Origin of the sequence: Sinomonas humi (assembly GCF_000802235.1) — a bacterium.
GTDB lineage: Bacteria > Actinomycetota > Actinomycetes > Actinomycetales > Micrococcaceae > Sinomonas > Sinomonas humi.
Genome location: NZ_JTDL01000037.1, coordinates 32,526 through 54,615 on the forward strand (window position 1 = coordinate 32,526; position 22,090 = coordinate 54,615).

20 protein-coding genes are annotated in these 22,090 nt (G+C 67.7%); 13 read left to right on the forward strand and 7 right to left on the reverse strand.

What is annotated here, in order from left to right:
- Positions 1-3 precede the first annotated feature (3 nt).
- Together LK10_RS02535 and LK10_RS02540 are read right to left on the reverse strand one after the other, a co-directional pair.
- Positions 4-993, reverse strand: a complete 990-nt coding sequence (locus tag LK10_RS02535; protein WP_043119871.1) for an ABC transporter substrate-binding protein — start codon at positions 991-993, stop codon at positions 4-6.
- A 50-nt stretch (positions 994-1,043) separates the two neighbouring features.
- Positions 1,044-2,744, reverse strand: coding sequence for an amidohydrolase (locus LK10_RS02540; protein ID WP_231567561.1), 1,701 nt, complete (start codon positions 2,742-2,744; stop codon positions 1,044-1,046).
- Between the two features lie 200 nt (positions 2,745-2,944).
- On the opposite strand from LK10_RS02540, the gene LK10_RS02545 reads away from it, so the two are divergent.
- Positions 2,945-3,616 carry a TetR/AcrR family transcriptional regulator gene (locus LK10_RS02545; protein ID WP_081998214.1) on the forward strand — a complete coding sequence of 224 codons (672 nt, stop codon included), beginning with the start codon at positions 2,945-2,947 and terminating at the stop codon, positions 3,614-3,616.
- On the opposite strand, the gene LK10_RS02550 is transcribed toward LK10_RS02545, so the two are convergent.
- A complete protein-coding gene (locus tag LK10_RS02550; protein ID WP_043119873.1) occupies positions 3,613-4,596 on the reverse strand; it encodes a hypothetical protein in 984 nt (327 codons plus the stop codon). The genes LK10_RS02545 and LK10_RS02550 overlap by 4 nt on opposite strands.
- Before the next feature lie 124 nt (positions 4,597-4,720).
- Here LK10_RS02550 and LK10_RS02555 point away from each other — a divergent pair, with 124 nt between their 5' ends.
- Both LK10_RS02555 and LK10_RS02560 read left to right on the forward strand, forming a co-directional pair.
- Positions 4,721-6,061: an enolase C-terminal domain-like protein gene (locus tag LK10_RS02555; protein WP_043119874.1), complete on the forward strand. Its 1,341-nt coding sequence runs from the start codon at positions 4,721-4,723 to the stop codon at positions 6,059-6,061.
- A complete protein-coding gene (locus tag LK10_RS02560) occupies positions 6,058-7,641 on the forward strand; it encodes an aldehyde dehydrogenase (NADP(+)) (protein WP_269429481.1) in 1,584 nt (527 codons plus the stop codon). Before LK10_RS02555 ends, LK10_RS02560 begins: the two co-directional genes overlap by 4 nt.
- 34 nt (positions 7,642-7,675) lie before the next feature.
- On the opposite strand, the gene LK10_RS02565 is transcribed toward LK10_RS02560, so the two are convergent.
- Together LK10_RS02565 and LK10_RS02570 are read right to left on the reverse strand one after the other, a co-directional pair.
- Entirely contained in the window at positions 7,676-8,470 is a 795-nt protein-coding gene (locus LK10_RS02565) for an alpha/beta fold hydrolase (protein WP_052206900.1), read from the reverse strand.
- Between the two features lie 77 nt (positions 8,471-8,547).
- Positions 8,548-9,018, reverse strand: coding sequence for a hypothetical protein (locus tag LK10_RS02570; protein ID WP_156143999.1), 471 nt, complete (start codon positions 9,016-9,018; stop codon positions 8,548-8,550).
- Between the two features lie 204 nt (positions 9,019-9,222).
- On the opposite strand from LK10_RS02570, the gene LK10_RS02575 reads away from it, so the two are divergent.
- The 10 genes from LK10_RS02575 (at position 9,223) to LK10_RS02620 (ending at position 19,864) form a co-directional block, all read left to right on the forward strand.
- Positions 9,223-10,974 carry a dihydroxyacetone kinase family protein gene (locus LK10_RS02575; protein WP_043119880.1) on the forward strand — a complete coding sequence of 584 codons (1,752 nt, stop codon included), beginning with the start codon at positions 9,223-9,225 and terminating at the stop codon, positions 10,972-10,974.
- Positions 10,975-11,038: 64 nt separating this feature from the next.
- A complete protein-coding gene (locus tag LK10_RS02580) occupies positions 11,039-11,500 on the forward strand; it encodes a ribose-5-phosphate isomerase (RefSeq protein ID WP_043119881.1) in 462 nt (153 codons plus the stop codon).
- Between the two features lies 1 nt (position 11,501).
- Positions 11,502-12,278 (forward strand): triose-phosphate isomerase family protein, encoded by a 777-nt coding sequence (locus tag LK10_RS02585; protein WP_043119882.1) that lies wholly within the window; start codon positions 11,502-11,504, stop codon positions 12,276-12,278.
- A gap of 42 nt (positions 12,279-12,320) precedes the next feature.
- Complete coding sequence (locus LK10_RS02590) at positions 12,321-13,850, forward strand: four-carbon acid sugar kinase family protein (RefSeq protein WP_052206858.1); 1,530 nt, start codon at positions 12,321-12,323, stop codon at positions 13,848-13,850.
- Positions 13,847-14,770 (forward strand): NAD(P)-dependent oxidoreductase, encoded by a 924-nt coding sequence (locus LK10_RS02595; protein ID WP_043119883.1) that lies wholly within the window; start codon positions 13,847-13,849, stop codon positions 14,768-14,770. The genes LK10_RS02590 and LK10_RS02595 overlap by 4 nt, the downstream gene beginning before the upstream one ends.
- Positions 14,771-14,862: 92 nt before the next feature.
- Positions 14,863-15,798 carry a sugar phosphate isomerase/epimerase family protein gene (locus LK10_RS02600; protein ID WP_231567563.1) on the forward strand — a complete coding sequence of 312 codons (936 nt, stop codon included), beginning with the start codon at positions 14,863-14,865 and terminating at the stop codon, positions 15,796-15,798.
- A 15-nt stretch (positions 15,799-15,813) separates the two neighbouring features.
- Complete coding sequence (locus LK10_RS02605; RefSeq protein ID WP_043119886.1) at positions 15,814-16,779, forward strand: 3-hydroxyacyl-CoA dehydrogenase family protein; 966 nt, start codon at positions 15,814-15,816, stop codon at positions 16,777-16,779.
- Positions 16,780-16,791: 12 nt separating this feature from the next.
- Positions 16,792-17,559, forward strand: a complete 768-nt coding sequence (locus LK10_RS02610) for an SDR family NAD(P)-dependent oxidoreductase (protein ID WP_043119888.1) — start codon at positions 16,792-16,794, stop codon at positions 17,557-17,559.
- Between the two features lie 187 nt (positions 17,560-17,746).
- On the forward strand, positions 17,747-19,117 hold the full coding sequence (locus tag LK10_RS02615; RefSeq protein ID WP_043119889.1) for an MFS transporter: 1,371 nt from the start codon (positions 17,747-17,749) through the stop codon (positions 19,115-19,117).
- A 54-nt stretch (positions 19,118-19,171) separates the two neighbouring features.
- Entirely contained in the window at positions 19,172-19,864 is a 693-nt protein-coding gene (locus LK10_RS02620; RefSeq protein WP_043119890.1) for a GntR family transcriptional regulator, read from the forward strand.
- A 115-nt stretch (positions 19,865-19,979) separates the two neighbouring features.
- Here LK10_RS02620 and hpaB read toward each other — a convergent pair whose 3' ends face one another.
- Both hpaB and LK10_RS02630 read right to left on the reverse strand, forming a co-directional pair.
- Positions 19,980-21,431 carry a 4-hydroxyphenylacetate 3-monooxygenase, oxygenase component gene (gene hpaB / locus LK10_RS02625; RefSeq protein WP_043119891.1) on the reverse strand — a complete coding sequence of 484 codons (1,452 nt, stop codon included), beginning with the start codon at positions 21,429-21,431 and terminating at the stop codon, positions 19,980-19,982.
- Between the two features lie 31 nt (positions 21,432-21,462).
- Entirely contained in the window at positions 21,463-21,993 is a 531-nt protein-coding gene (locus LK10_RS02630; RefSeq protein WP_081998216.1) for a flavin reductase family protein, read from the reverse strand.
- Between the last annotated feature and the right edge of the window lie 97 nt (positions 21,994-22,090).

Genomic DNA, 22,090 nt, shown 5'->3' on the forward strand with positions numbered 1-22,090 from the left:
TGGTCAGTCGCCCAGGATGAGATTCGACGGGAGCTTCACGGGGGCCTTGAGATAGCCGAGTTCGGCCATGGAATCGTCGACTCGCTGGATGTCGCCCGTGGTCACGGTGTCGGGCCAGTAGTTGACGGCGCCCGCCTTGATGACGCTGAGCGGGGTGTTGGTGATCTGCGCGCTCAGCTGCTGCGCCTCGTCAATGTGGGTGTTCGCGTAGGCGTTGGCCTTGTAGATCGCAGTCTTGAACCCCTCGAGGGCTTGGCGTTCCTTCCCGAGGGTCGAGTTGCCGGTGGCCCAGAGGCCCACGGCGCCGGCCTTGAAGAACTCGACCCCCGGCGAGGCGAGCAGCCGATCGCCCTGCGAGATCGCCTTCGAGACGAACGGGGCGACGAGCGAGGCCGCGTCGACGCGGCCCGAGTTGAGCGATTGGAGCGCGGACGACGGGTCGAGGACCATCCAGTTGACCTTGGAAGGATCACCGCCGTCGTCCTTGATGAGCTTGCTCACCGTGACCTCGAGCTGAGCTTTGCGTGCCGGCACGGAGACCGACTTGCCCTCGAGGTCTCTCGGACGGTTGATCGACGAGCCCTTCTGGACGACTAGGCCGGTGTCGTCGACCTTGGTGAGGTCCTTGCTCGTCATCGCCTGTGCCGAATAGCCGTCGGCAGCCGCGACGACCGTGAGCGGGACGTTGTTGCTCAGGGCATTGAGCAGCGGGATGGACGGCGTGTACGTGAGATCGAGTTGGCCGCTCTGGGCGGCAGCGATCCCTGCGGGCGGATTGGCGACGACGGAGATCTTGACGTCGAGCCCTTCCTCCTTGAAATAGCCCTTCTCTTCCGCGAGCTTGATGGCGGCGTCGCTGCCGATGCCGATCGTTCCGACCCTGAGCGTCGTCACGGAGCCGCTCGCGCCAGGGGACGCGGCGGTGCTGGCGCCGCAGGCCGAGAGGGCGAGGGCGAGGACGGCGGCGAGGGCCGCGGGGATGCTTCGTCGCATGGAATGGTCTCCTCGTGGTGGTGGGGGTGGGAACGGACTTGGGGGTTGGGTCAGAGCAGGGCACGCTCGTGAACGGGCAAGCCTGCCGCGAGCGTGAGGACGATGTCCGATTCGAGGAGGTCCTCGATCACGTCGTCGTTGGGCCAGGGATGGGAGAGGATACAGAGGTCGGCAGCCATGCCAGGGGCGATGCGGCCCTTGAGGTGCTCGGCGTGGTCCTGCCATGAGGCGTCTGCCGTCATGGCTCGGAGGGCTTGGCGGCCGCTGATGCGCTCCGGGTCCCGATCCGCGCCCGGCGTCGCTCGCGTGCCGCGCCGCACTGCGGCGATGACCGTCTCTCGCCAATCGGTGCTCGCAACGGGCGCATCTGAAGCGAGGGTGAAGCGAACTCCTGCCTTCGACGCGCTGCGAAGCGGTTGATGGCGCCCGAATCGCTCCTCGCCGAGCAGGCGTCGCATGGCCTCGCCTGCCCCGTGGCGGATCAGCGGGTTCGTGCTGTAGCCGATCCCGCTCGCTGCCATGCGCTCGATCGTGCGATGGCTCGAGAACGCTCCGTGGATGATGTAGTGACGCCTTGACGCGGCGTCCGTGCCGCGAATGAGCGCCTCAACCGCGGCCTCGGTCGCGGCGTCGCCCGTTGCGTGGATGCCAGCCTGGAGGCCGGCCCGGTCGATCACCTCCAGGATGCGGCCCAGCTCGGCGACGCGCTCCTCCTCCGAGCGTCCGACGACGACGAGGCTGCCTCGCGTGCAATGGTCACCGTAGGGTTCGGCCATCCACGCGGTTCCGCTGCGAGGAATGCCATCGGCGAACACCTTGACTCCAGCAATGCGCAGGAGCGCCGGATCTATACCGCGGTCGCTGTATTCGGCCGCGAGGCCGCTGGCGAGCCCTGCCTCCACGGACGCGGCGTCGGCTCCGCCCGTACCTGAGAACAGCAAGAGGACCGTCGTGCGGAGGGTGAGATCGCGGGCAAGGGCCAGATCGCCGAGGAGACGTAGGGCCGCTGTCGATCCGGAGCCATCGAGCAGCCCCGCGCTCGCGGGGCCCAAGCCGGGTTCGGTGAGGGATGTGATGCCCTGCGCGTGGAGGTGCCGCTGCATCGCGAGCATCGCATCGCGGAGAACGGACCGCGGGACCGGCGGCAAGGCGGCATTGACGAGCTCCATCGCCCCGTCTTGAAGGAGGCCGGTGAGCTCGCCGTCTGCATCGCGCCCAATGACGCCACCGATGGGCGGAGCGGTCGACGACGTCACGCCGACGCGGCGCAGCGCCTCGCGGTTCACGACGAGCCGGTGTCCCGTCGCGTCGAACGCGACGACCGGGACTTCCGGACGGACGCTGAGGAGCTGCCCTGTCGCTGGGCCGATGAGGGCGTCGTCCCAGCCGCGTGCACGGATCCATCCGTCCTCGCCCGGTTGCGCGCGTTCGATGACGCTCGCAAGAGCAGTCCAGTCAGGGGCCGCGGCCGGATCGACAGGGATGTAGCCAAAGGCAGCCATGGCTGCGGCCGTGAAATGGAGATGAGAATCGTTGATTCCCGGCACCACTGCCCCGCCACGAGCGTCGATCACTGTCGTGTCAGGGCCGATGACCTCAGGCACCGCGTCCTTCCCGACCGCGAGGATCCTGCCGCTCGCCACTGCCACGGCGTCGGAGGCAGAAGCTCCCTGCCCGTGGGCAGCCATCGTCAGCACGTCTGCGTTGACGATGGCGAGTTCGGCGCTCGGCGTCATTGTCGGTCCCCTCACGGATAGGCCTGCTTGCTTCGCTTGGTTTCTTCGATGCTTGCGGTCGTTCAATGTGACCTGCTCAACATCGCTGGAAAAGAGTATGTCGCTTGACTAGGTCACTTGACTAGGTTTTGGCGTAGAATTTTTTTGCGCGCCGGAATCGACGGCTCGGAACTGGGCACGACCTACGATGGGTCGGACGAGATCGGGAGGTCAGAATGGCGAGGATTCCCGCCGAGGAGCGGCGGCTGCAGTTCGTCGAGGCGGCGGCCCGCGTGATCGCTGCGGAAGGGCTTCCTGCAGCTACGACACGCCGCATCGCTGCCGAGGCCGACGCCCCTCTCGCGGCCCTTCACTACTGTTTTCGGAACAAGGACGAGCTGCTCAAAGAGGTCTACTACTTCCTCAGCCGCGACTATGCCAAGAGCCTTCCCCCCATTGAAGACCTGGGGGACGGCCTCCCCTCGGTGATCCGCCAGCATGCTCGCCGCATTTGGGACCGGATGCTCCAACGGCCGCACGAACAGGTGACGACGTTCGAACTGCTCCTCCGTCGTTTCCGGGAGGGGCCGGAGCAGGAACCGATCGCCCGAGAGCAGAACCGGAGCATGTACGAAGGCTGGGTGCTCTCCACCGGGGACCTCTTCCGCTCGGCCGCGGAGGCCTCGGGGCAGCACATTCCGGAGGACCTCGACCTCATCGCCCGGCTCTTCGTCTCGGGCATCGACGGGATCAGCATGCAGCACCTCGCATGCCCGGATGAGACCCAATCGCGGCGCCTCATCGAGCTGCTTGCCGACTCGCTCGGCGCGCTCGTCTCGTCCGCCCCTTCAGCCTCAACCGGAGACAGGACGGCGGGGGAGCACGTGTCAGTAGGGGCGCGCCGCTAACGGCCTCCTCGGGCGGCGTCCCACCATTCCAGGGCGCGAGCGGCGTAGAAGGTCAACCATTTCGAGGGCCGGCCCGGCGGCACGTCCACATCGAACCACACGCGTCCGGGCAGCGTCTTGCCCTGGTGCCATGTGCCGTCGTCGTGGCGGCCTGCGCGCACGACGGCGACCGCCTCCTCAAGACGCGCATCCGGCGGCATGCCGTCGTGGAGCGCGGCGCACCTGAAGTAGTCGAGGGCACGCAGCGCGTTGTACTGCCAGCGGAACGGGTATGCGAAGCTGGTCGCCCACGGCCCTACGACCTCGCCCGTGGTGAGCCTCCAGAGCAGGTGCCGCCGCAGGAGGTACTCCTCCCCCGCCTTGCGCGCGCGACGGAGCTCGTCGTCGCCGCCCGTCGCGCCCTCGTAATAGAGGAGGCCGCGGAGCACGTTGAGCGTCGAGTGGAATGACGCGCGCCCGGATCCGTTGACCCACTCGCAGTTCCACCCGCCGTCGTCCATTGCGTGGTCGATGAACCACTGCCCGATACCGGAGACGTCGGCGCCGAGCCAGGCTCCGTTCGCGAGAGTGTAGGCATTGATGCAGCAGTCAACTTCCCCGCCCCAATACGGGAGGTCCCCGTACTCCCACCGACTGTTGTCGGCGAGAAGGCGTGCGGTTCCGTCGAGCGCCCCCGCGTCGAGTCCCCACTCACGCAGCGTGTTGAGCGTCCACGTCGTCGCGGTCCAAGGCTGCCCGGCACCTTCGGCAGCTTCCGGACCGTGGAAGTCGAAGTCGCCCGGAAAGTACGCCCCTCCCGCCCACTGGCCGTCAGGCTCCTGAAGCGCGAGGAGGCGGGCGCCGAATCCCTCGCTCGAAACGCGACGCCGGGTCGCTTCCCAGACCGGCGGGGGCAGATGCGCAAGGTCCCGCTCGACCTGCCAGCGCAGGGCAGGGTCGGCTTCCAGGAGCCATTCGAGCACGGAGTCCGAGACCGCCATAAGCACAGGCTAGCCGCCGAGAATCTTGGCGTACACGAACACCATCGCCCTCAGGTACGCTCATCGATATCCTATAGGATCACCCCTTTGACTAGGATCAGCACTTCGACGACGAGAGAGTCCCATGGCCCGCATTGCATCCATCACGACTCAGGACATCCGCTTCCCCACCTCGCTCGAGCTCGACGGATCGGATGCCGTCAACGTAGACCCTGACTATTCGGCGGCATATGTCGTCATCAGGACCGACAGCGGCGAGGAAGGCCACGGCTTCGTCTTCACGGGAGGCCGCGGCAACGAAATCGTGGTGAGGGCCATCGAATCCTATGCGGACCTCCTGACCGGCCTCGACGCGGACGCGCTCGTGGCAGACCTCGGCGAAGCGTCACGGCGCCTCGTCCATGATTCCCAGCTCCGCTGGCTCGGCCCGGAAAAGGGCGTGAGCCACATGGCATGCGGCGCACTCGTCAACGCGCTATGGGACCTGAGGGCGCGCCGGGAAGGCAAGCCGCTCTGGCTCCTCCTGAGCGAACTGAGCCCGGAGGAAATCGTCGACGTCGTCGACTTCACCCACATCACCGATGCCCTCAGCCCAGCCCAGGCGCTCGACCTCCTGCGGGCCGGGCAGAAGGGGAAGGCAGCTCGGATCGCAGCCCTCCAATCGGAGGGCTACCCCGCCTACACGACCTCCCCTGGCTGGCTCGGCTACAGCGACGAGAAGCTCGTCCGGCTGAGCAAGGAAGCCGCCGCCGAGGGCTTCTCCATGATCAAGCTCAAGGTTGGCGGCAGCGTCGAGGATGACCGCCGCCGCCTTCGGCTCGCTCGGGAAGCGGTGGGCGCGCTCCCCATCGGAATCGACGCGAACCAGCGCTGGGATGTCTCCGAGGCGATCGACTGGGTCAAGGCGCTCGCCGAGTTCGAGCCTTACTGGATCGAGGAGCCGACGAGCACGGACGACATCCTCGGCCACGCCGCCATCCGGAAGGGCATCGCGCCGATCCGAGTCGCGACGGGCGAGGCCGTCGCCAACCGGATCGTCGTGAAGCAGCTCCTCCAGGCAGGCGCGATCGACGTCCTCCAGATCGACGCCACACGGGTAGGAGGCGTGAATGAGAACATCGCGAACATCCTCTTGGCGGCGCAGTTCGGCGTCGCCATCTGCCCCCACGCGGGCGGCGTCGGGCTCTGCGAACTCGCCCAGCACTTCTCCTTCTTCGACTACGCCGCAGTCTCGGGCACGCAGGAGAATCGGATGATCGAGTACGTCGATCACCTCCACGAGCACTTCGCTGAACCGGTCCGGATTGATCGCGGCCGCTACCTCGCGCCGCGGCGCCCGGGGACGGGCGCCGAAATGCTCGCGGTTTCCCGGGAGCGCTGGGCGTTCCCGGCGGGCCCGGGCTGGCTCGAGGTGGGCGCCCGGGCGGCGGTCTCCTCCCCCACTTTGGCGGGAGACGCCCGTTGAGCCAGCACGCCAGCGACCACTACCCGGCCAACCACGACGCCACGACCACAACGCCACGAGAGGACACGATGAGCCAGGACTCCAACGCCAAAGGCCAGCAGACGACGACGGCGGAGCTCGCCCAGGCGGTCGAGGCAGCCCACGAGGCGTTCCTCAAAGCCAGGAGCGAGACTCCCCGGACAAAGGCGGAATGGCTCGAGTCGGTAGCCTCGGCCCTCGAGGCCGACGCGGAAGCCCTCGTCCAGGTCGCCGCGCGGGAGACGCACCTCTCGGAACAGCGCCTCACCGGTGAACTGCGCCGGAGCGTGTTCCAGCTGCGGCTCTTCGCCGAGGAGATCCGTTCCGGCGAACACCTCGACGCGACGATCGACCACGCGGACCCCGATTGGGGAATGGGGCCCCGCCCGGATATCCGCAGGGTGAATGTCCCGCTGGGAGTCGTAGGTGTCTTCGGCGCCTCCAACTTCCCCTTCGCGTTCAGTGTTGCAGGCGGGGACACGGCGTCCGCTCTCGCCGCTGGCTGCGCCGTCGTGCACAAGGCCCACGAAGCCCACCCGGAGCTCGCAGCCCTCACGGCCGCCGCCGTCGTCCGGGGACTCGAAGCCGCTGGCGCGCCAGCCGGGCTGTTCGCCCTCGTCACGGGACGGGAGGCAGGCGCCGAGCTCGTCCAGCACCCGCTCGTCAAGGCGATCGGCTTCACGGGTTCGACGGCGGGCGGCCGCGCCCTCATGGACCTCGCCGCGAAGCGTCCCGAGCCCATCCCTTTCTATGGCGAACTCGGCGGGATCAACGCGGTCGTCGTCACGCCGATTGCGTGGCATGAGCGCCGGGACGAGGTCATCTCCGAGTACGTCGCCTCCTTCACGTTGGGAATGGGGCAGTTCTGCACGAAGCCGGGGCTCTTGTTCGTGCCAGCGGGTGAGGACGCGGACCTGCAAGAGCCGCTCAACGCTGCCCTGCGGGAGCCCGCCGGCCACTCGCTCCTCTCCCCGCACCTGGCCGCGGGCTACGCGAAGGCGGTCGAGGAGATGTCAGGGCGCCCCGGCGTGCGTGTCCTCGTGCCTGGCAGCTTCGGCGAAGTTCCACAGCCGACCGTCCTCGTCGCCGACGCGCGCGAGGCCTTCAGCGACCCCGAGCTGCTGCGCCGCGAGATGTTCGGCCCTGCGAGCCTCGTTCTGCGGTACTCCGACGGCGAGGAGCTCCTCCGGCTCGTCGGCCTCCTCGAGGGGCAGCTCACCACCACGATTCAGGGGACCGCGGGTGATGTCGGCCAGGACTCGACCAACGAACTCACGGAGGTTCTCGCTGAACGCAGCGGTCGCGTGCTCTGGAACCAGTGGCCGACAGGTGTGACCGTGAGCTATGCCCAGCATCATGGCGGCCCCTACCCGGCGACGTCCAGCAACACCACATCGGTTGGGACGGCGGCGATTCGGCGGTTCCTTCGCCCCGTCGCGTACCAGGGGTGGCCCGAAGCAGCCCTTCCCGAGCCCTTGCAGGACGCCAATCCGTGGAGAATCCCCCAGAGGGTCGACGGCGCGTGGCGGCGGCCAGAGCCAGAAGCGGTGGCGGCCAGCTGACCGGAACTGAGCGCGTGCTGCCCGAGGATGCGGGCTAGCCCGCCACGACGGCGCCGCGCAGGAACGGCACGAGCTCGTCCAGCACGGGTCCTGCCGGAAAGAGCGTCGAGGCGTGGGTGCGAGCGGGCAGCTCGACGAAGCGGGCGTGCGGCATGATGGCCGCCGCGCGGCGTGACTGCTCGAGCCTCGGCACATCGAGGGTTCCCGCCATGAGCAGCGCCGGCATGGAGAGCTGGGCCAGGACAGCTTCGGGGACCCCCTCACCCTCCTCGGTCGCCTCGAAATAGGCCGCGAGCGCCTCGGCGTCGTTGGCAAGGAACGCCGCGCGGGTTGAGGGGTCGAGCTGATTCCCTGCGGCCCGGAAGCCATCGGCGAAGGCCGTCATCCCACCAGCGCGCAGTGCCTCGAGATAACCGGGGAAGAAGACCTTCTCGACCTCGCCGCGCTGCGCCCGGTAGGTGCCGCCGAGCGTCGCGAGGCTCAGGACTCTCCGCGGCTCCGCTGCCGCGAGAGCGAACGCGACGCGGGCGCCGAACGAGTACCCGACCGCGTGTGCGGCTTCAACCCGAGCATCGTCGAGGACGGTCAGCACGTCCTCGACGACGAGAGGCATGCGGTAGCGGTCGGGGGTGTGCGGTTTGCCGCTCCGCCCATGGCCGCGCAGGTCCATTCGGACGAGCGTGAATCCCTCGAGTGCGCGCACGTAGCCCAAGCCCCTCCAGATAGCGCGCGAAAGCGCGGAGCCATGGAGCAGGAGCACGCCCGGGCCCTCTCCCGAGACTTCGTACGCGAGTTGGGTTCCGTCCGAGGGGTTGGTGGCGATGCTCACCACGCAACGCTAGCGCCCGGCGTCGCCCTCTGCAGTGGCCCCCGTTACCGTGTAGCGGGTATCACAGCGTTGGAGGCCTACCGCGCGGCGAGCGCTATGCCCAGCGACCGGCGGAGCCAGCTCGCGGCGAGCATCGCGGCGGTGAAGTCGGCGCACATGACGGCGAGCATCATCAGGCCGCTGCCCGTGGAGCCAGAGTCTCCATCCGAGAGCACTGACAACGAGGGGCCCTGAGCCATCGCCGAGGCGCCCATACCCGCCATCCCTCCGTGGTGCAGCGCTGGGGCAACGCCGAGGAGCAGCGCACCGTGGAGGAGGGCCATCCCGAGCGACATGCCGGTGAGGACGCGGGCAGTCCGCAGGGTCGGCGCACGCCACATGCCCCACGCGCACGGAATGCAGGCCAGCGCCATGAGGACGGCGGCTGCCGCCATCACTCCCCCGGCACTCACCATCGCCAGGTGCACGACGACGCCGACTCCCGCGGCCCCTGCGGCCCAGCGGGAGTGGGTGCTCGATGGACCCGCACGAAACGCAGTACTAGGCATGCCTCAACCCTGCCGGCTCCTGCCCCTCCCCGCCGTTGCGAGAGCGCACGCCTCTTGACGCGGAGCGAACATTGGGAGCAGAACGGTCTTGCGTCCTTGCGGGAGACCTCGTCGCCTCCCGCCGGCGCCTTCCCTCCTTCCAAAAGAGCCCTATATCCTATAGGATCGGAGGAGAACAGGGACTCAAAGTGGAGGCAGCAGCTCATGACACGGCTCTGGAACGAACCGGCCGATTTCGCAGATGACATGGTGGACGGCTTCGTCCGCGCAAACGGCCGCTGGGTCCGCAAAGTCTACGGCGGGGTGACCCGCTCCACGCAGGCCGCGCAGCCTGAGGTTGCGGTCGTGATCGGCGGGGGCAGCGGGCACTACCCCGCCTTCGCAGGCTTGGTCGGTCCCGGCCTCGCGCATGGGGCTGCCATGGGAAACCTCTTCGCCTCGCCCTCCGCGCATCAGGTCGAATCCGTTGCGCGTGCGAGCCACCGTGGTCGCGGCGTCCTGCTGAGCTATGGGAACTACGCCGGCGACGTCCTGCACTTCTCCGAGGCGCAGGAGGCGCTGCGCAAGGATGGCATCGACTGCCGAACCGTCACCGTCACGGATGACATCTTCTCCGCCCCTCCCCAGGAAGCCGAGAAGCGTCGGGGAATTGCCGGCGACCTGACAGTCTTCAAGGTTGCGGGAGCGGCGGCATCGCTCGGCTACGACCTCGACGGCGTCGAGCGCGTCGCGCGCCTCGCCAACGAAAGGACCCGCTCGCTCGGCGTCGCCTTCACCGGCTGCACGATGCCAGGCGCGGCAGAGCCGCTCTTCACCGTGCCGGAGGGGAGGATGGCGATCGGCCTCGGGATCCATGGCGAACCGGGGCTCGACGAGACGGACATCCCGACCGCCAACGGCCTCGCCGAGCTGTTCATCGAACAGCTCCTCGCCGACGCCGAAGTGCCCGGCGGGGCCTCGAAGTCCGGCGGCAGGGTCGTGCCCGTGCTCAACGGGCTCGGCTCGGTGAAGTCCGAGGAGCTCTTCGTCGTCTACGCCCGGGTGGCGGACCTGCTCGAATCCGCGGGCCTCACGATCGTCGACCCGCAGGTCGGCGAGTTCTGCACGAGCTTCGACATGGCGGGCGTTTCGCTCACGCTCCTATGGCTAGACGACGAGCTCGAGCGCCTGTGGCTGGCTCCCGCGGACACTCCCGCCTTCCGCTGTGGCGCAGTGGACCACGCGTCCCTCACCCCTACAGCGGACGACGCCGATGCGGACGAGCGCGCAAACGTGCCTTCCGCGTCCGCTGCCTCGAGCGAGGCAGCACGGCGCATTGCCGAGTTCCTCGGCGCAACCCGCGAGACCATCGACGAGCACGCGGACGAGTTGGGCCGCATCGACGCGATCGCGGGTGACGGCGATCATGGGATCGGAATGCAGCGTGGCGCTCGCGCGGCGGCGGCCGAGGCCGAAGCCCTTGTAGAGCTCGGCGCAGGGGCAGGCACCCTGCTCTCTCGGGCGGCGGACGCATGGGCCGACCGCGCCGGGGGAACCTCCGGCGCCCTTTGGGGCGTGATCCTCCGCACCCTCGGAGAGCGGCTCGGCGACACGGAGGCGGTCTCGCCAGAGGGCGTCCGTGACGGAGTGCTTTCGGCGTCCGAGACCGTGCGATCGTATGGAAAGGCCCGCGTAGGCGACAAGACGCTCGTCGACGCCCTCGTTCCATTCGCCGACACGTTGGCTGCCCGCGTGGACGAAGGCGCTTCCCTGCCCGAAGCTTGGGAAGCTGCCGCGCAGGCAGCGACGACCGCGGCAGAGCGCACGGCCGATCTCATGCCCGGCCTCGGCCGCGCGCGGTCCCACGGCGAGAAGGCCCTGGGGGTGCCCGATCCCGGAGCCGTCTCGCTCGCCCTCATTGTGACGACTATCGCCGCGCTGCTCAGCAGAGGCGAGCGCACCGACGTCGCCCGCTGAAAACACCCGGACCCTAGCCCCACCACCAATTGCCTATCCCCATCACCAATTAGAGGAGCACATCATGGCCCGACAGTGGCGCATCGTCGTCGGTTCCGACGACGCAGGATTCGAATACAAGGAAGCAATCAAGAAGGACCTCGAGGCGAGCGGGCTGGTCGCGTCCGTTATGGATGTCGGCGTCGGCGCAGACGGGCATACGAACTACCCGACCATCGCGACGAGCGCTGCCGAGATCGTCGCCCGCGGCGAGGCGGACCGCGCCGTCCTCATCTGCGGGACGGGCCTTGGCGTCGCGATCGCGGCGAACAAGGTGCCCGGAATCCGCGCGGTCACGGCGCACGATTCGTTCTCGGTCGAGCGTTCCGTGCTCTCGAACAACGCTCAGGTGCTCTGCATGGGGCAGCGCGTGGTCGGGCTCGAGCTCGCGCGGCGCAACGTCCGCGAGTGGCTCACCTATGAGTTCGACGAGACGAGCGCTTCGAACGAGAAGGTCCAGGAGCTCTGCGCCTACGAGGGCGTCTGACGTGGCGCCTTGCCTCGTCGGCGTAAGCCTCAAGATGTACTTCAGCCACGCGAAGACCGTCGCGTGGTGCCGTGACATCGCGGAGGTCGCCCGAGCGCACCCAGCGGTGCGCGACGGCGCGGCGCAGCTCTTCGTGGTCCCGACCTACCTCTCGGTGCCGGCTGCGGTGGACCTCCTCCGCGGTGTCGCCATGGTCGGCGCCCAGGACCTCGCAACGGAGGACGCGGGAGCGCTCACCGGAGAGGTCAGCGGGGCTGAGATCGCGGAGGTCGGATGCCGCGTCGTCGAGGTCGGGCACGCTGAGCGCCGCCGCCTCTTCGGCGAGACGGACGCCGTCGTCCGCGCGAAGACGGACGCCGCGCTCCGGAACGGACTCACACCGATCCTGTGCGTAGGCGAGGCCGAGCGCGGCGCACCGGAATCCGTAGCTCAGGAGTGCATGCGGCAAGTCGACGACGCACTCTCCACGGCGCGCGCGGCGGGCCGGTGCGGCCGGGTCATCGTTGCCTACGAACCCCTTTGGGCCATCGGGGCGGACGCACCTGCCAAACCGGATTACATCCGCTCGGTGTGCGGCCGCCTGCGCCGCCATCTCGAGTCGTTCACCGACTTCGAGGGCTCGCGCGTGATCTACGGTGGGAGCGCCCGGCCCGGGCTCCTCCGCGAGATCGCAGACGACGTCGATGGACTGTTCCTCGGCCGCTTCGCCCACCGCGCCGAGGCCCTTGAAGAGGTCCTCGACGAGGTGCTCAGCGCGCAGCCCGCCGGGACCCGCTAGCGGCAGCCGTCCCACCAATTTCCCGTCCACGATGAGGTGCCTGTGATCGTCGAAGAAGAACTGCTCGCGGGGTTCCCCGCCGACGCGACCGTGCCCGCAGAGGCGGTTGCGGATTCCGTCTCCGCCTCGAAGCGGATTCTTGTGGTCCTGGACGACGATCCGACTGGAACACAGTCGGTCGCCGACCTGCCCGTCCTCACCGCATGGGAGCCAGACGACTTCCGATGGGCCTTCGGACTCGCTGCATCCGGTTCCCGCTCCCCTCGACCCGAACGTGACAATCCCCAGGAGCAGCACCAGCCTCCCGCTGCGGTCTACGTCCTCACGAACACCCGCAGCCTCGACCCGGGCGAGGCGGCCGAACGGAATCGGGAAGTTGTCACGAATGCGCTCGCGGCGGCCCGCGAGCTGGGGCTCGAACTGGCGTTCACGAGCCGCAGCGACTCGACACTGCGCGGCCATTTCCCCCTCGAGACAGACACGATCGCCGCAACCCTCGAAGCACAGGAGGCGCTCGGCGCTGATGGGGTGGTCATCGTCCCGGCCTTTCCCGACGCGGGCCGCGTCACCATCGGCGGCACACACTACACCCGCAACGGCTCCGGCCAGCTCACGCCCGTCGCCGAGACCGAGTTCGCGCGCGACGCCACGTTCGGCTACCACAACTCGAGACTTGCGGAGTACGTCGAGGAGAAGTCGGGCGGGCGCTATCCGGCGGACCGCGTGATCGTGCTCGACCTCGCAACCCTTCGCACGGGCACCCCCACGGAAAGCGCGATCGCCATTGCGGATGCACTGGCACCCGCCACGGACCGGACGCCGATCGCCGTCGACATTGTGACCGAGAACGACTTCCGGCGCCTCGCCCTCGGCCTCGCCGAGGCCGAGCGGCGTGGGAAGAGGTTCATCTACCGGGTCGGCCCTCCGTTCGTGCGCGGCCGGATCGGTCAGGAGGTCAAGGCGCCGCTCAGCTCTGCCGAGGCGCTCGGGCCCGACGCCCCACCGCGCGGCGGCCTCGTCGTCGTCGGCTCGCACGTGGGGCAGACCACCCGGCAGCTCGAGGCGCTGCTGGGCCGCCTCCCGTCCGCGCGCGTGGTTGAACTCGACGTCGAACGCGTCCTCGCGGGCGACGAATCGCACGTCGCCGAGACCGCGGAGCTCGTTGCCGCCTCGCTTGCGACGGGGGACGTCGTGGTCCACACGACCCGCACCCTCGTCACCGCGGACACCGCCGCAGGAAGCCTCGCAATCGCCCGCCGGATCTCGGCGGCCCTCGTCGACGTGGTGCGCCGGACCCTCGCGGCCGTCCGCCCGCGCTTCGTCGTGGCCAAGGGCGGCATCACATCGTCCGACGTCGCCGCCCACGGCCTCGGGATCCGGCACGCGATCGTCAGGGGCCCCATGCTCCCCGGAATCGTCTCGCTCTGGGAGCCGATGGACGGCCCTGCCCTCGGCATCCCCTACGTCGTCTTCGCGGGAAACGTCGGCGACGACGCATCCTTGGCCGACGTAGTAGCCAAGCTGAGCTACCAGAAGGACCAAGGTGAGCTACCAGAAGGAACCGATCAATGACTGACCCTGCCGCCGACCGCTACACGGTTGCTGTCCTCGGCCTCGGCGCGATGGGCTTGCCCATGGCATCGCGGCTCGCCACGCGCCTCACCGTCCACGGCTTCGACATCGCTGAGGAACGCCTCGCACTCGCCCGCGAGGCGGGCGTCGAGACGTTCGGATCGGCGCGCGAGGCGGCGCGCGGGGCCGACGCGGTTCTGCTCGCGGTACGCAACGAAGCCCAGCTCGAGGACGTCCTCTTCGGGGATGCGGGTATCGCACCCGAGCTCTCGCGAGGCGCTGTCGCGATCCTGACCAGCACCGTTGGGACCGGAGCCGTGGACGGAACCGCCCAACGCCTGGCGGAACTCGGTGTCGACCTCGTGGACGCTCCTCTCTCAGGCGGCCCGGTTCGCGCGGGACAAGGTGACCTGCTCGTCGTCGTCGGCGCGTCACCGTCGGCGCTCGAACGCGCCCGCCCCGTGCTCGACCTGCTGGCTTCGACGCTCTCGGTCGTGGGCGACCGGGCCGGGGACGGCCAAGCCCTCAAGACGGTCAACCAGCTCCTCTGCGGGGTGCACATCGCCGCAGCAGCCGAGGCGCTCGCGCTCGCGGACGCCCTCGGGCTTGACCGAGCGCGCACCCTCGACGCCCTCACGGCAGGTGCGGCGGGCTCCTTCATGCTCGGGGATCGCGGCCGGCGCATGCTCAGCGCATACGACGACGGCGGGGCGCCCGTGCTGAGCCGGCTCGACATCTTCGTGAAGGACCTTGGGATCGTGGGACGCGCAGCGCGCACCGCCGGACTTCCCACACCTGTCGCGGCAGCCGCCGAGCAGCTTTTTCTTATGGGGCAGTCGATGGGGCTCGAGGCAGAAGACGATTCAGCCGTCATCCGCGTCCTCGCGCCCGAGCTTCGCAAGGCCCCCGACGAGGCCTGAAGCACCAGCTTGACTTGAGCGGTGACTTGGTTCACTGTAAATCCTATAGGATCTACGATCAGGACGGTCGATCAACCATGCAACGGAGCACCATGCAGGAGAATCCTCACTACACCGCAGAGACCTGGCCCATCGCCACGTGCCTCCACGGCTTCGCCCCAACCGACGCGCAGGGCGTGAACATGCACGACGCCGAGCCTGAGGTCTGGGACGACATGTTCGCCCAGATCGAGGAGGTCGGGTTCAACCTCGCCGAGCTCGCGGACAGCCACGTCCGGCCGGCCGACCTTTCCCCGTCGCGCCGCGACGAGTTCCTCGCCATCGCCGCGTCGCACGGCGTCGGCATCCCCTCGGTGCACCTCCAACGGCAGAGCGTCATCATGCCCGGCCACGAAGAGCGGAACCTCGAGTACGCGCACCGCACGATCGACGCTGCCGCGGAATGGGGCATGCAGGTCTTCTCGACCGGGCTGCACCAGCCCTTCAGCGAGGCCCAGAAGAAGGCCCTGTGGTTCTGGACGGCCGAGGGGCCGAAGGACCCCGAAGACCGGGAGACGTGGGATCTCGCCGTCAGCCGCATCCGCGAACTGGGCAAGCACGCGGCGGAGGTCGGCCTTCCGGTCGCTCTCGAGCTGTACGAGGACACGTATCTGGGGACAGCAGACAGCGCGGTGCGATTCGTCGAGGCCGTCGGGCTCGACAATGTCGGGCTCAACCCTGACGTCGCAAACCTCATCCGCCTCCACCGCCCCGTCGAGGACTGGCGAGAGCTCTACGCGAAGACGCTCCCCTACGCCAACTACTGGCACGTCAAGAACTACACGCGGGACGAAGCCGCGGACGGCAGCTGGGCGACGTCGGTGCCCTCGACCATGGAAACCGGCCTCATCAACTACCGCCAGGTGTTCCGCGACGCCATCAAGCTCGGCTTCAACGGGATCATCCTCACGGAGCAGTACGGCGGCGACAGCCTCGGCGTGTGCGCCACGAATCAGAAGTACATCCGCTCGCTCCTGCCCAAGGCCTAGGAAGGAATCCCAGCCATGACCAATTCGGCATCGCAGAACAAGATCGCCGTCGTCGGCTCCGGCTACATGGGAGGTGGGATCGCGCAGTCGCTCGCCCTCGCCGGTGCGACGGTGAAGATCGCCGACATCTCCGAGGAGATCGCCAAGAAGAACTACGACCGGCTCCTCGCCGAGGCCGCCGACTTCGCGGAGCAGGGGCTCTTCCCCGCCGACGCGGTCGAGCGCATCAAGGCGAACCTCTCCCCCGCAGCATCCATCGAGGACGCGGTGGCCGACGCGGACTTCATCGAGGAGGCCGTGCCCGAGAAGATCGAGATCAAGCACGAGACGCTGCGCCGCGTCAGCGCAGCCGCTCGGCCTGAGGCGGTCATCGGTTCGAACACCTCGACCATCCGCATTGCGGAACTGGCCACCGCCGTCGAGCGCCCCGAGCGGTTCCTCGGAGTGCACTTCTCGAACCCCGCGCCGTTCATCCCGGGCGTCGAACTCATCCCCCATGAGGGGACCGACGAGGGCGTCCTGCCGTTCGTCGAGGAGATCGTCGCTTCGACGGGCAAGGAGAGTGCGCGCGTCAAGGACTCCACGGGGTTCGTGCTCAACCGCCTCCAGTACGCCCTGTTCCACGAGGCGACGCAGATCGTCGAAGAGGGCATTGCCACGCCCGAGGACATCGACACCATCGTCCGTACGACGTTCGGCTTCCGCCTCCCGGCATTCGGACCGTTCGCGATCGCGGACATGGCCGGGCTCGACGTCTACGCGTTCTGCTACGCGTCCCTCCAGACCCGTTGGCCTGAGCGCTTCGCCACTCCCGAATCGCTGCGAGAGCTCGTCGATGCTGGGAAGTTCGGCACCAAGTCCGGCGCGGGGTACCTCAACGTGCCCGCCGACCGCACGCCGGAGCTCGTCGCGTACCGGAACAAGGCCTATGTGGCCATCAAGAAGCTCATGGACGAGCTCGGCCCCGCACCGATCAACTAGGAGAACCCCCCCATGACCGCCTTCCCCGAATCCCGGACCGTCATCCTCACCGGTGCCGCCTCTCCCCGTGGCATCGGCCGTGCGTCCGCCCACTACCTGGCCGAGCGAGGCTGGAACGTGGGGATCATCGACCTCGACGCTGCTGCCGCGAAGCGCGTCGCCGAAGAGATCGTCCTCGAGCACGGCGTCCAGGCAGCTGGAGCCGGGGCCGACGTCTCGAATGAGGCTCAGGTCCGCGTTGCCTTCGATGAACTCGAAGGTGCCCTGCCCCAGATCGTCGCGCTCGTGAACCTCGCCGGCGTCTCCTCGCCCGTCCCCTACCTCGAGGTCACCCCCGAAGAGTGGAACCGGGTCATGAACATCAACCTCAACGGCGTCCACTACGCAACGCGCAGGGCCGTCGAATCGATGGTCAAGAACGGTGTGGGGCGCGTCGTCAGCCTTGCCTCGGTTTCGGCACAGCGCGGCGGCGGCACGTACAGCAAGACCCCGTACTCCGCCGCGAAGGCCGGCATCATCGGCTTCTCGCGCAGCGTCGCCCGCGAACTCGGCCACGACGGGATCACCGTCAACGTGATCTCTCCCGGACCCATCGACACCGACATCATGGGCGGGACCCTCACCGACGAGCGCAAGGTCCTGATGGCGGCCGACGGCGTCCTGCCGAGAATCGGCACGCCGCGCGACATCGCTGCCGCAATCGCCTACCTCATCAGCGAGGACGCCGGCTTCGTGACGGGCCAGACCCTGAACGTCGACGGCGGCCTCTACATGCACTGATTACAGAGCGGACCCCACATGAAATCCCTTCTGGGCAGTTGGTCGAAATCGCGCCTGCTGTTCCTCGCCGTGGGCCTTGCCCTCGTTGCCTTTGGCGCGGCGTCGCTGCTTCAGCACTGACGCCGCTCCGGCGGCACCAATTCGCGCACCCGTCTTACGAGAAGTTCATCTCAAAGGAGAGCTTGAAGTGTCCACATCAGCCGAGAGGACCCTCGCGTCGTCCATCCACGACGCGAAATTGAAATCCGCCATCAGCAAGGCGGCTCGGCACCTCATGCCGATGCTTGTGATCCTGTATTTCGTAGCGTTCCTGGACCGCACGAATGTCGGCTTTGCCCAAGCCGCGCTCAAGGCCGACCGCGGCGTCAGCGACGCCGCCTTCGCCCTCGGTGCCGGCATCTTCTTCATCGGCTACGCCATCTTCGAAGTCCCGAGCAACCTCCTGCTCAAGCGCTTCGGCGCGCGCTTCTGGCTCGCCCGCATCTCCATCACGTGGGGAATCGTGGCGGCCTGCTTCGCCTTCACGACGAACGACGTCATGTTCAACGTGCTGCGCTTCCTCCTCGGTGTCACCGAGGCGGGGCTGTTCCCGGGCGTCATCATGTTCCTTTCCGAGTGGTTCCCGAACAAGGTCCGCGTCCAGATGTTCGCGATCTTCTATCTCGCGCAGCCTTTCTCGCAGATGATCGGCGCCCCGATGAGCGGCGGCCTGATCAGCTTCGGCGACTCCCTCGGCTTCGCCCGCGGCTGGCAGGTCATGTTCTTCGGCGAGGGCATCCTCGCGATCCTCGCCGGTATCGCCGCGCTGTTCCTCCTCACGAACAGTCCCGCCAAGGCCAAGTTCCTCGACGATGACGAGAAGCTCGCCCTCTCCAATGCCATGGCGGTAGAGGACCAGGCACGGAACCAGGACGGCCCGAAGGGCATCTGGTCGGCCATGGCGAACTGGAAGGTCTGGTACTTCACGGTCATCTACTTCGCCCTGCAGATCGCGGTGTACGGCACTACGTTCTACCTGCCCCAAGAGGTTGCCGGGCTCCTCGGCAAGAAGGTCGGCTGGGAAGTCGGCCTTGTCTCCGCCATCCCGTGGCTCGTGGGCCTTTTCGCCTGCTACTTCCTCGGCCGCGCTGCGCACACGGTAGCCCGTCGCCGCAACTGGGGCACGCTCCTCTACATCGGCACCGGCCTGTTCATCGTGGGCTCCGCGTGGGCGGGTGTGAGCAGCCAGCCGCTGCTCGGCATCGTGTTCATCACGCTTGCAGTCGCGAGCTTCCTCGCCGTCGGACCGATCACGTGGGCCTATCCGACGTCCTTCCTCACGGGGGCAGCCGCCGCGGCCGGCATCGGGCTCATCAACTCGCTCGGAAATCTCGGCGGCTTCGTCGCCCCGCTCATGCGGACGGCGTTCAACTCGGCGATGCCGACGACGAGCGGAGCTTGGGGCGTCATCTCCCTCGGGGTCTTCGCATTCCTCGGAGCGCTCATGATGTACCTGACGAGGTTCTTCCGGACGGCAAAGTCTGACGAACTGCTCGACGAACCGGTGATGCACCACTAGCGAGGAGTTCACGAGCCTGACGTGACCGAGACAATATCCGATAGGATTCGACCCATGCACGCCGTTTCGAGTGGTCGTCGGCCAGCCAACCGACAGCTCCTGGCCGACTACGTGTACCAGGAACTGCTCGCGTCCCTCATGGACGGCCGGCTCGAGCCCGGGCAGGCCATCGGAATCGATCGGATGGCCCAAGAGCTCGACGTGTCTCAGACACCGATTCGCGAGGCGCTCGCCCGGCTCGAGTCCACTGGGCTCGTCCGGCGCGCGGCGCTCAAGGGCTACCGGGTGGCTCCACTCTTCACGGCGGAGGAGCTCGATGAGCTCATGGCCGCGCGAGCGATCATCGAACCAGCCATCGCAGAGCGCGCCTGCGCTCATGTGACAGCGGAGCTTCGGGAAGAGCTCGAGCAGGCCGTCGACGACCTCCGTGGGGCTCCGACCGGCCCGACCTTCGCAGAGTACGGGGCGTATTGGGAGGCGGACGAGCGGTTCCACCGTCTCATCGCCGAGAACGCACAGAATCGGTTCCTGGTCAACGCGTACAGGGCCCTCGGCGGCCAGGTGCAGCGCTTCAGGTTCTTCGGGAAGCTCGGCGTGACTGACGCCGAGAACGCGATCGAGGAGCATACGAAGATCCTCGAGGCGTTCGAATCGGGCGACCCACAGCGAGCGCACGATGCGATGCTCGAGCACATCTCGGGCGTGCGGGACCGCGCTGTGAAGGACGCCGCCTCGAAGCGCAGCTGACCACCCACCATCCAAGGGTCACCTAACGACGGTGAGCCACCATCCAAGGGTCACCTAACGACGGTGAAAAGCGTCGTTACGTGACCCTTGGACGTGCCGGGCCGAAGACGACCCCTCAGTCCTCGCGGTGCAGCAGTTCCCGCACACGCGCGCGGACAGGCTCGCGGTCGTAGCTGTTCACGAGTGCCCCCGCCATGCGCACCGGGTCCCCGAAGAAGAAGTACTCGTAGAGCGCCTGCCGGCCCGCGAAGCCCGTGATGGACGCGTCATAGGCGAGCTTGAAGAGGCGGATCCGCTCGGGCCCCGTAAGCGATTTCCCCTGCAGGTACATCTCGATGTCGTCGCGTGCAACGTCAAGATCTGCCTCGCCGGGGAGGGCCATGAGGCCGGAGGCGCAGAACTTGCGAATGATCTCGGGGTAGCGCTGCGAGATCTTCGGATACCAGTTGCGTGCCGCGTTGAGGGTCGGCCAGTGCGGGAGCATCACCCCGTCGTCGCTGAGCTCCGCCTGCGCCTCGGAGGCCACAACGAGCGCCTTGCCGATCTCGACGTCCTTGATGAGCTCGGCCAAGTCCTCTTGGATGTGCTGGAAGCCGTCGATCCCGATGGCGGCTCCGATCTCAGATGCCAGCCCCAGGAAGAACTCGCTCTTCGCCACAGTGCGAGTCACGACCTGATGCGTCATGAGCGCGGCGGCCCCAGTCTCCGAGTACCACTGATTGCACAGCTCGGGGTGCCCGAGCATGAACAGCCGCTCGTTCGGAACGAAGACGTCGTCGAACACTACGACCGCGTCGACCTCTTCGAAGCGGCTCGCGAGGGGCTCGTCGTGGTGGCTCCCGCCGTTGTGCAGGGCGGTCCGGCACAGATAGCGCAGGCCCGGCGCGTCATTCTGGATCGCGAACGCGAAGGAGTAGGGTGCGTCGTCAGGAGTGCCGCGGAGGACGGTCGAGGGGAAGACGAGCAGTTCGTCGGCGATGGGAGCGATCGTGGCGAGCATGCGCGCACCACGGACGACGACGCCGTCGTCCTTCTCTTCGACGATGCGGGCCGCGAGCTGGCCACCCAGCTGTTCCGAGCCTGTGACGGAGCGGTTGGCCTGGGGTGGGATGAGGGTGTGGGTCGCGAGAAGGTCATTCTCCCGCGCCATCTCGTAGTACGCTTCCATGCGCTCGCCGAAGACGGGATCCGCTTGGGCGAAGAACTTCTTCGCAGCGCTCAGAGCGGTGAGTGCAGAGTTCATATAGTCGCCGGTGCGGCCGAGGAAGCCATTCGAGTACTCCGCCCACACCGACATTGCCTCGCGTCGTTGCGCGAGGTCCTCCTTCGAACGCGGAACAAGGAATGAGGTGTTGACACGCTCTCCCGTGGTGGGCGAAGGGTAGGTCAGACGATCCCGGAACTGCGGGTCGTGCTGCAGGTCGAAGAGCGCCGCGTAGGTTCGCGCAAGGCCCCTGAAGGCGGGGTGATCGGTGAGGTTCTCAGAAACCACCTCACCGTCGATCACCAGATGCGGCCGCATCGAATTGAGCTTGTCCAGGAACTGCTGGCCGGTACGAATGCCCATGGTGCTTCTCCCGTCGTCGGATGGTTGGGCTCTAAAGCAGGTCCTCCACGCCGAGCTGGCTCTCCGGGATTGTGGTGAAGCGGCCGCTCGCGAAGGCGAGCGCATCCCCGGACCGATAGTTGAAATCCACGACCTCGCCCAGATAGAGGGTGTGGTCACCGCCGTCGTAGGCCGCCCACGGCTTGCACTCGAAGTAGGCGAGGACCCTGCTGAGCCGCGGAGCGACCGTCCCCTCGACCCAGTGTGGCTCCAGCCCTGGGCTGCCCGCGAAGTGCATGGCGAGGGCCTTCTGCTCGGCCCCGAGGATATTCACGGTGAACGGCCGCCCGGCGAGCTCATCGTGGGCCCGAGTGTTGCGCGCAATGCTCACGAGCACGAGCGGGGGGTCAAGGGAGACTGAGGTAAACGAGTTGACAGTGATGCCGTGGCGCTTCGTCGCGCCATCGAACGTAACGATTGCGACGCCCGTCGCGAAGCGCCCAAGGCTGCCCCGGAAGTGGTGAGCGCGCGCGCTCACGGTTCGCCCCGTCCTCTCGGGGACCGCTCCCGGCTGGGCGATCATCGCGCTCCCTCCTCAGGCCGTCACATTCTGCTGAGGTTCTGTCGAATATCGAATTCCAGTTCTATAATTGAACATAGAGTCCCCATATCGAACATTT